The sequence below is a fragment of the Caldimonas manganoxidans ATCC BAA-369 genome (assembly GCF_000381125.1).
Lineage (GTDB): Bacteria > Pseudomonadota > Gammaproteobacteria > Burkholderiales > Burkholderiaceae_C > Caldimonas > Caldimonas manganoxidans.
In genome coordinates this window covers 1-8,527 of record NZ_KB905985.1, presented here as the reverse complement: position 1 = coordinate 8,527, position 8,527 = coordinate 1, and the positions used below count along the sequence as shown (strand labels likewise).

Genomic DNA, 8,527 nt, shown 5'->3' with positions numbered 1-8,527 from the left:
GCCGTCGGCTGATTGAAGTTGTAGTAGTCGCTTTGCGCCTTGAGCTTGGCGAGCACCCGCATGGGGTCTTCGTCGGTCCAGTCGGACAGCAGCACGACATGGTCGCGGTCGGCGCGGATGGGGTCTGCCTCACGCGGCTCGACGATCAAGGCCCCGTACATGCCGGTCTGCTCCTGCATGCCGGAGTGCGAGTGATACCAGTAGGTGCCGGTTTGTTCGAGGCGAAACTGGTAGGTGAAGGTTTCGCCAGGGGCGATGCCCGGGAAACTGACCCCAGGCACCCCGTCCATCTGGTAGGGCAGGATGATCCCGTGCCAGTGGATCGAGGTGGCCTCGCGCAGGCGGTTGGTGACGCGGATGGTGACCGTGTCGCCTTCCCGAAGTTTGAGCGTTGGCGCCGGGATGGAGCCGTTGATGGTGGTCGCCATCCTTGGCCTGCCGGTGAAGTTGACCGGCGACTCGGCAACCACCAGGTCGATGTTCGTGCCGCTGAGCACGGGCGCCGCACCCGTGCGCGTGTCGGCCAGCCCCTGCGCCGCAGCACGCACCCAGGGTGACAGGCCGACCATCACTCCGCCGGCGACCAAGCCGCGCACGAAACGCCGCCGTGAGGGCATCATCGGCAGTGGAGCATGAAACTTGATCATGGTTAAGGGATCCTTTTTGGGGTTCACACGAAGCGAGTTTGGTTCCCCGCCCCTGTCAGGAAGGTGAGTCGAAGATGACATTTCTGTCATCTTGCCGCCATCGAGTCGCATGGCTGTCAAACTCACGGGGGGCGATAGATGGAGCAGACCCGTGAAGATCCTGATCGTTGAAGATGAACCGAAAACCGGCGAATACCTACGTCAAGGCTTGAATGAAGCCGGCTTTGTGGCCGATTTGGCGGCCAATGGCAGCGATGGGCTGCATTTGGCTTTGCATGGCGAATACGACCTGGTGATTCTGGACGTGATGCTGCCGGGGCTCGATGGCTGGCAGGTGCTGGCTTCTCTTCGGCGGCGCGGGCTGGATATGCCAGTGCTGTTTCTGACCGCCCGCGATCAGGTGGAAGACCGTGTGAAGGGGCTGGACCTTGGCGCAGATGATTACCTGGTCAAGCCGTTTTCTTTCGCCGAGCTGCTGGCCCGCGTGCGCACCATCCTGCGGCGTGGACGAGGCGGCGGACTGGACAGCAACGTCCTGCGCGTGGCCGATCTTGAGCTGGACTTGCTGCGCCGCCGCGTCACGCGGGGCGGCAAGCGCATTGACCTGACGGCCAAGGAGTTCGGTCTGCTGGAGTTGCTGATGCGCCGTCAAGGCGAAGTGCTGCCGCGCTCGTTGATCGCCTCGCAGGTATGGGACATGAATTTCGATTCCGACACCAATGTCATCGAAGTGGCCATACGCCGACTTCGAATGAAAATCGACGAGGGTCAATCCGTCAAACTGATTCAGACCGTGCGGGGCATGGGTTATGTGCTTGAAGCCGCGCAGGAACCGTGAATGTTGCGCCGCTTATCGCTTTCCCGTTTATCGCTGACCCACCGCCTGACGTTGTTCTTCACGCTGGTGGCCGCCAGCATCGTGCTGGGCTTGGGCGGACTGTTCATGACCGCAGCGGATCGTCATTTCATCGATCTGGATCGCAGCGTGCTGCAAGACAAGCAACACCTCATCGACGACATCCTGGCCAGCGCCAATTCTGCCGAGGACCTGCGTTGGGGGCTCTCTGAGGCGCTCAATCATCATCACGGGCTGTTCGTCCGCGTGACCACTGCGACAGGCCGGACCCTGTATCAGACCGAGGGCTTTCCCGCACCGGATCGCTGGCTGCTTCCCGAGCACGAAACGCTCCTGCATGCCTTGACAGGAGGGCAGAGTGGACGGCGGCAATACCGCACGCAGCAGTTCCGTGCCCAGGCGCAGTATGCGCCCGAGGCCCCCCTGGTGATCACCTTGGCCATGGATACGACGCACCACCGGCGTTTTCTGGATGCGCTGCTGCGCACCTTTGCGGCGTATTCGCTGGCTGCCATTCTGGTCAGCGGGCTGCTCGGATGGGCCGCCGTCTACTACGGTTTGGCCCCTCTGCGTGCGATCAAGGCGCATGCGGCCGCCGTGACCGCGCAACGCTTGCAGGCGTGCATGCCGGTGCAGGCTGTCCCTGCGGAAATGGCCGATCTGGCTGAGACACTCAATCAGATGCTGGAGCGTCTGCAGGACGACTTTCGGCGCTTGTCAGAGTTTGCTTCGGATTTGGCCCATGAGCTGCGCACCCCGATCAGCAACATGCTGACGCAGACCCAGGTGACCTTGGCGACCCCACGCGAGAACGCCGCTTACCGTGACATCCTGGCCTCCAATGCCGAAGAATTGCAGCGCTTGGCCCGCATGGTGGCCGACATGCTGCTGCTGGCTAAAACCGAACGGGGTGTGGATCTGCCGCACAAGGAACGTTTCATGGCGGCCGATGAAGCCAACGCTTTGCTCGACTTCTACGAAGCGGTGGCGGACGACAAGGGCATCCGCCTCACGGTGCAGGGCAACGGCAGCATCAAGGGGGATCGCCTGATGTTTCGTCGCGCATTGAGCAACCTGCTGTCGAATGCGCTACGCCATGCCCCGCCGGACAGCTCCGTCCGGATTATTTTGGCTGAGCGGCCAGATGGCACTGAAGTTTGTGTGGAGAACACTGGCGAAGACATCGATCCCCAGGTACTGCCGCGACTGTTTGATCGCTTCTACCGCGCCGACCCCGCGCGTGCCCATCCGACCTCCGATGGCGCAGGGCTCGGCTTGGCCATCACCAAAGCCATTGTCGAGGCGCATGGTGGCCAGGCTAGTGTGACCTCTGCGCAAGGTCTGACGCGCTTTACACTGATATTTCCGCATCAGAAACGCACCTGAGTGTCGCTCCACGGTCTCTCGAGAGACCACTCTTGGCCTATCGAGCCCTCGTGGTGACGCAGCGGCGCGCGGGTTTGTACGCGATGCCCTGCGCGGCGACGTCGAGTTTTTCATCGGCCTGATGCCTTGCTCATCCAAGCGCGATGGACAACCGCTCGTGGTGACGCACGTGCAAGTCACTGCCACACAAGGCCTTTTGCGTGTGCTTGGGCGACGACGTTGGCGCCGGTTTTGAAAGGGGACAGAGCAGAAAGAGCGTCGGACGGGGCCGAGTCCTCGAGCGCGTTGTCGTGAGATCGGATTCGCCAGCGGAGGCGTGGTTGTCGTAACAGGCCATCAGCACCGCTTGCATCAGCCCAGCGCTGCTGGCAAGTCAAGGCCGATCCTCCAGCGTCTTCCGATCAGCTCGCAACGTCTGCGGCAGCGACGTCATCCGGCTCAGCAGGTCCCGAAGGACAGGCGCATCCGCGAATCGCCGTTCGAGCGTGGCATGGGCGTCGCACCACAGCGGATAGGCCCGCTTGAGCAGCGCATGCCCCGAGGCCGTCAAGCGCACGCGGCGCTTGCGGCGATCTTGATCATCGGCGATCACCGCCAGCAGCCCCCGTCGTTCCAGCGGCTTGATCAGCGCCGTCAGCGTGGTCCGGTCCATGGCCAGGAACGGGGCGAGTTCGCCCACGGTGGGCGCGTGCGGGCGGTTCAGTGCCATCAGCAGTGAGAACTGCCCGTTGGTCAGATCCAGCGGGCGAAACACCTCGTCGAAGTGACGGGCGAGCACCCGCGCCGCCCGCTGCGCGTGCAGGCACAGACACGCTTGGGCTACTTCGACGGTCTTGACATGGGGAAAGGTGTCACGCACACTCGCAATTATGTTGATATCAACGTAGATCGTCCACAGTCCCCACGTCCCGCGTTCGCCCCCAGATCCTCGCCATTCAGGAGACCGACATGCCGACTCCGAAGAACACCGTTTGCATCTGGTACGACCGCGAGGCCGAAGAAGCCGCGCATTTCTATGCATCGGTCTTCCCCGACAGCGCCGTGACCGCGGTCAGCCGTGCGCCAGGCGACTATCCGGGCGGTAAGGCTGGGGATGTGCTGGTGGTGCGCTTCACCGTCTGCGGCATCCCCTGCATCGGGCTAAACGGCGGGCCGATCTTTCCGCACACCGAGGCCTTTTCTTTCCAGATCGCCACCGACACGCAGGAGGAGACCGACCGTTACTGGAACGCCATCGTCGGCAACGGCGGGCGCGAGAGCGAATGCGGATGGTGCAAGGACCGCTGGGGCGTGAACTGGCAGATCACGCCGCGCACGCTCACCGAGGCGCTGGCGGCGGGTGGGGCCGAGGCCGAACGCGCCTTCGCCGCGATGATGACGATGAAGAAGATCGACCACGCCGCGATCGATGCGGCGCGGCGCGGATGACTAAAACGCATTGAAGGAGATCCGCCATGACGCCACCGATCGAGATCTCGACACATGTTCCCGTCCCGCCCGAGCGGGCTTGGGAGGCATTCAATTCCCCCGTGGCGATCACGCAATGGAACCAGGCCTCGCCTGATTGGCATTGTCCCCGAGCGACGGTCGACCTGCGGGTCGGCGGGCGGCATGTCGCCCGGATGGAGGCGCGCGACGGCTCCTTCGGTTTCGATTACGCCGGCACCTACGAGGAGGTCGAGGCGCCCCACGTCGTCGCGCTGCGGCTCGACGATGGTCGTCTTGCGCGCACGACCTTCACTCCCGAAGGCGCCGGCACTCGGGTCACCACCACCTTCGACCCGGAGGGCACGCACTCCATCGAGATGCAGCGTCAGGGCTGGCAGGCGATCCTCGACAGCTACGCGGCCTTCGCCACCCGCGCAGGCTGAGTGCTGTGCGAGGCAAGACCCACTACGCCAACGGCCAGCCGGTTTTCGTCCAGACCGGCGAGCGGCTCACCTATTTCTTCAAGACTGGCCTCAAGAAGGCCGAGGGCATTTCCATCGACGGCGTCATGCAGGGCGAGTGGCGCTTCTGGCGCGAGACGGGCGAACTCTGGCAGGTCGGCCATTTCCGTGATGGCTTGAAACACGGGGAGTGGCTGCGCTTCGCCCGCGATGGTTCCGTCGAGAAGCGTGAAACCTTCGCCGACGGCAAGGCCAAGCGAGGGCGGTCATGACGATCGATCTGGCGCAGGACATTGCCGCGCCCATCGAACTTGTCTGGACCTGCTTGACCGATGCCGATGCACTGGCGCAGTGGTTCGGCACGCACATGCATCTGGACGCCCGCGCAGGCGGTGGTTTCATCGAAACCTGGCGCAACGGCAACCGAGCGGTGACGACGCGCGGCACCGTGCTGCACATCGAACCGCCACACCGGCTGGACCTTTCGTGGCAAGACGACGACTGGCCCGTCGCAACGCGCGTTTCGATCGCGCTGGAGTCCTGTGGCACCTCGACCCGGCTGACGCTTTGTCATTCGGGCTGGAGTGCGCTGGGAACGGCGGGCGCCGTACTCGCCCAGGCACATCGCGCCGGTTGGGCTGCCCATCTGGACGCGCTGCGGCAGCATGCCGAAGCGGCTGCCCGCGGTCACGACGGCGTGGTCGCGGCGAACGCCACACGCACCCCTCCGCCAGCCCGATGACCGGATCGGCACCGATGCGATGCCGCGCACGGCAGTGTGGCATCTTTCGATCGAACGCCAAACGAAGGAGCCAACATGAGCAAAGTCTTCGTCAACATCGCCCTCTCGCTGGACGGCTACCTGGCCCCCGACGGGATGGACATGGCGCACTTCGCCGACCCCGGCTACAAGAACTGGGGCGCCAAGTGGGGCGCGCTCATGACCTGGGCGCTCGAGCAACGCTATCTGCGCGAGAAGCTGAAACTCGGTGAAGGCGGAAAAACCGGCCCGGTCAACGATGCGCTGCGCCACACCTTCGAACGTACGGGCGCGCACATCATGGGCCGACGCATGTTCGACGGCGGCGAGAGGGGCTGGCCGGAGGAGGCGCCGTTTCACACCCCGGTCTACGTACTCACGCATCAGCCGCGCGAACCCTGGGTGCGGCCTGGCGGTACGGTCTTCCACTTCATCAGCGACGGGCCCGAGCGCGCGCTGGCGCTGGCGCGCGAAGCGGCCGGCGACCGCGACATCCGCATCTCGGGCGGTGCCGACGTCATCCAGCAGTACCTCAATCTCGACGTCGTCGATGAACTGGAGATCGCGCTCGCCCCGGTGCTCTTCGGCGGGGGGCGCCGGCTGTTCGAGCACCTGGCCGAGCCCTTCCCGCGTTGGCGCATCGAGCGCGTGCTGCACGATGACACGGCCACCCACCTGCGCTACGTGCGCGACTGAGCGACACGCCATCAACTTTAGTGAAGGAAGCTACGATGCCACTCGCAACCTACCGCGGACACTGCCACTGTGGCGCCGTCCGGTTCGAAGCCGACGCGGATCTCAACGCCGGCACCGTGCGCTGCAACTGCTCCATCTGTACTCGGTCGCGCTTCTGGTTGGTCTTCGTGCCGGCCGAGCGCTTCCGCCTGCTCGCAGGGGAAGAAAAACTCTCCGACTATCGTTTTGGCGCCCAGCGTATCCGTCATCGGTTTTGCAGCGTCTGCGGCGTCAAACCGTTTGGCATGGCCTCCGACGGCAGCGGTGTGGCGATCAGCGTGAACTGCCTCGACGAACTTACGCCCGAGCGACTCGCAGCACTGCCCGTGACCTACGTGGACGGGGCACACGACCGCTGGGATGCGGCGCCGGCGGTCACGTCCTATCTGTAACCTGAGCTTTGCCGGTGGCAGCCACCAAGCCACGTGGACGCTCTCGAGCAGCAACCAGCAGGAGCGTGTCACGCAGCACAGTCCCGGATGAAAGCAAATTCACAGCGGCGCGACGGGATGCTGCCCCCGGTTCAGGGCGAAGTGGCTTGGGTCACGCCGGAGGGTCGCAAACCGTACTGGCGGGAAACGATTACCGATCTGAGATGCCACCGGTAGAGAAATACCCACCCGGACGCTGTCACGTTGATGCTCGACATGTCGAGGACTGGCCATCCAAGCGCAAAGAGCACCTCAAGCCTCACCGCCCGCCCGCCTTCGCCGCCTGATACGCCTCGATCAGCGGCAGGACGGCTTGGCGCCGCTCCAGGCTCTCCTGCGGCCAGTAGCGCTCTCGCTCGTAGTATTCCGGCACCGAAGGTACCCCTGCCGGCAACACCACCCAGGGCTGTTTCGAGGCGGTGAAGATGTGGATGTCCGGCGGCAACAGGTCGGGGTTGTCCAGAGTGCCCACCCGCACGAACTTCACCACCGGACCGGCGCCAGCGTAGTGGCTCCATACCGCCACCTTGCACTTCGGGCAGCGTGCGATGAGCTGGCCAGCGCCACTTTGCGACGGAGTGTTCACCTGTTCCGGCGGCTCTCCCAGGTTCGCCACCCGGTCGGCCTCGATCAAGGCGTTCAACGCAAACGCCGAACCCGACTCTCGCTGGCACCAGCGACAATGGCAGCAGTGGACGTACAGCGGGGCACTTTCCATGCGGTAGCGCACCGCACGGCAGTCGCAGCCGCCTTCGATGAGAAACGCAGCAGAGGGGAGCATCTGGTGTCCTTGCGGGAGGAACGAGGCCCGGTGTCATCTTAGCGCGCCAGGAAGCACCCGTCGCTCACAGAGGAAGTGATGCATGGACCCCAACCCGCCATCGATCCAGCGCAGTTCATTCACGTCCGTGTGGTGCTGAGCATGATCGTCAGCCTGGCGCTGGGGCCCGGTTGCTCGCCGGGCTGACCCGCTTCGTGCAGCCCCCCCCCCGAAGAAGCTCCGCGTCTACGTTCCCCGCCTGCTGTGGACTTCCTGCTGATCCTGCTCATCCAAGCCCGATGGACAACCGCTCGTTGTGACGCACGTGCAAGTCACTGCCACGCAAGGCCTTTTGCGTGTGCTTGGGCGAAGACGTTGGCGCCGGTTTTGAGAGAAGAGAGAAGAGAGAGCGAAAGAGCGTCGAACGGGGCCACTTCAGGACGCCGCGCCACCACCGCGCAACACACGCAGAATGGCCCACCACCCCGCGTGGTGTTGCGCCCCGCACAAAGCAAAACGCCCAACCGAGGGCGGTTGGGCGTGGAAGGATGGTGGTGCAGTCTACCACCGATTTCGAACTCATTCCCCAAACTCCTTCGTAATCCGTCGTGCCAGAGCGGTAAGTTTCGGGCGTTTGTCCGTTTCACGCTGCCCCCGCAGGCGCACGCTGTAGCCCCGCTGCACACGGACTCACTGGATGGTCCTTCGTCATTTCGTGTGGAACACAACAGTCACAATGACTCCTGGTCGTCGAGCCCGGTGGGCATGTGTGCAGGCCGCTGGCCGGCCTGTGCACATGTCCACCGGGCGGGTTTGATCAGGAGGATGAGTCCATGGGCATTGCCGTAGAAGCTCTGTTCACCAGCGCGCTGGGCTTGCAGCCGCCGTGGGTCGTCGATGACGTCAGGCTCGACACCGCTAAGCGGCGTATCGACTTCGAGATCGGCTGCCACACCAGCAGGCTCGCCTGCCCGGCATGCGGTGCGGCCACGCAACCGGTGCACGACCGGCTGCGCCGATCCTGGCGGCACCTGGACTTCTTCCAGTTCGAGGCCTGGCTGCA

Annotated in this window: 13 protein-coding genes; 10 read left to right on the top strand and 3 right to left on the bottom strand. The window is 64.2% G+C overall.

Going from position 1 to position 8,527, the window contains the following annotated elements:
* Nucleotides 1-647 (bottom strand): multicopper oxidase domain-containing protein (locus F615_RS0116725; protein ID WP_019562298.1); only part of this gene is annotated, 647 nt, incomplete at its 3' end.
* Nucleotides 648-798: 151 nt separating this feature from the next.
* Between F615_RS0116725 and F615_RS0116720 the strand changes: the two genes are divergently transcribed.
* Both F615_RS0116720 and F615_RS0116715 read left to right on the top strand, forming a co-directional pair.
* Complete coding sequence (locus F615_RS0116720; RefSeq protein WP_019562297.1) at nt 799-1,485, top strand: heavy metal response regulator transcription factor; 687 nt, start codon at nt 799-801, stop codon at nt 1,483-1,485.
* Nucleotides 1,486-2,889 carry a heavy metal sensor histidine kinase gene (locus F615_RS0116715; protein ID WP_019562296.1) on the top strand — a complete coding sequence of 468 codons (1,404 nt, stop codon included), beginning with the start codon at nt 1,486-1,488 and terminating at the stop codon, nt 2,887-2,889.
* A gap of 373 nt (nt 2,890-3,262) precedes the next feature.
* Here F615_RS0116715 and F615_RS18955 read toward each other — a convergent pair whose 3' ends face one another.
* The gene (locus F615_RS18955; protein ID WP_019562295.1) at nt 3,263-3,748 is read right to left on the bottom strand and encodes a MarR family winged helix-turn-helix transcriptional regulator; all 486 of its coding nucleotides are present in this window, start codon (nt 3,746-3,748) and stop codon (nt 3,263-3,265) included.
* An 89-nt stretch (nt 3,749-3,837) separates the two neighbouring features.
* Between F615_RS18955 and F615_RS0116705 the strand changes: the two genes are divergently transcribed.
* The 7 genes from F615_RS0116705 (at nt 3,838) to F615_RS20750 (ending at nt 6,881) form a co-directional block, all read left to right on the top strand.
* Nucleotides 3,838-4,317 carry a VOC family protein gene (locus F615_RS0116705; protein WP_019562294.1) on the top strand — a complete coding sequence of 160 codons (480 nt, stop codon included), beginning with the start codon at nt 3,838-3,840 and terminating at the stop codon, nt 4,315-4,317.
* A 26-nt stretch (nt 4,318-4,343) separates the two neighbouring features.
* Nucleotides 4,344-4,760: an SRPBCC domain-containing protein gene (locus F615_RS0116700; protein WP_019562293.1), complete on the top strand. Its 417-nt coding sequence runs from the start codon at nt 4,344-4,346 to the stop codon at nt 4,758-4,760.
* 5 nt (nt 4,761-4,765) lie between these two features.
* Nucleotides 4,766-5,050 carry a toxin-antitoxin system YwqK family antitoxin gene (locus F615_RS18950; protein WP_019562292.1) on the top strand — a complete coding sequence of 95 codons (285 nt, stop codon included), beginning with the start codon at nt 4,766-4,768 and terminating at the stop codon, nt 5,048-5,050.
* Nucleotides 5,047-5,520, top strand: a complete 474-nt coding sequence (locus tag F615_RS19550; protein WP_019562291.1) for an SRPBCC family protein — start codon at nt 5,047-5,049, stop codon at nt 5,518-5,520. Before F615_RS18950 ends, F615_RS19550 begins: the two co-directional genes overlap by 4 nt.
* 75 nt (nt 5,521-5,595) lie before the next feature.
* Nucleotides 5,596-6,234 (top strand): dihydrofolate reductase family protein, encoded by a 639-nt coding sequence (locus F615_RS0116685; protein ID WP_019562290.1) that lies wholly within the window; start codon nt 5,596-5,598, stop codon nt 6,232-6,234.
* Nucleotides 6,235-6,269: 35 nt separating this feature from the next.
* Nucleotides 6,270-6,665, top strand: coding sequence for a GFA family protein (locus F615_RS0116680; protein WP_019562289.1), 396 nt, complete (start codon nt 6,270-6,272; stop codon nt 6,663-6,665).
* A gap of 87 nt (nt 6,666-6,752) precedes the next feature.
* Nucleotides 6,753-6,881, top strand: coding sequence for a DUF6920 family protein (locus F615_RS20750; protein WP_375060606.1), 129 nt, complete (start codon nt 6,753-6,755; stop codon nt 6,879-6,881).
* 82 nt (nt 6,882-6,963) lie between these two features.
* Here the strand turns inward: F615_RS20750 and F615_RS0116675 are convergent, their stop codons facing one another.
* A complete protein-coding gene (locus F615_RS0116675) occupies nt 6,964-7,485 on the bottom strand; it encodes a GFA family protein (RefSeq protein ID WP_019562288.1) in 522 nt (173 codons plus the stop codon).
* Nucleotides 7,486-8,297: 812 nt separating this feature from the next.
* Between F615_RS0116675 and F615_RS18940 the strand changes: the two genes are divergently transcribed.
* Nucleotides 8,298-8,527 (top strand): ISL3 family transposase (locus tag F615_RS18940; RefSeq protein WP_033371769.1); only part of this gene is annotated, 230 nt, incomplete at its 3' end.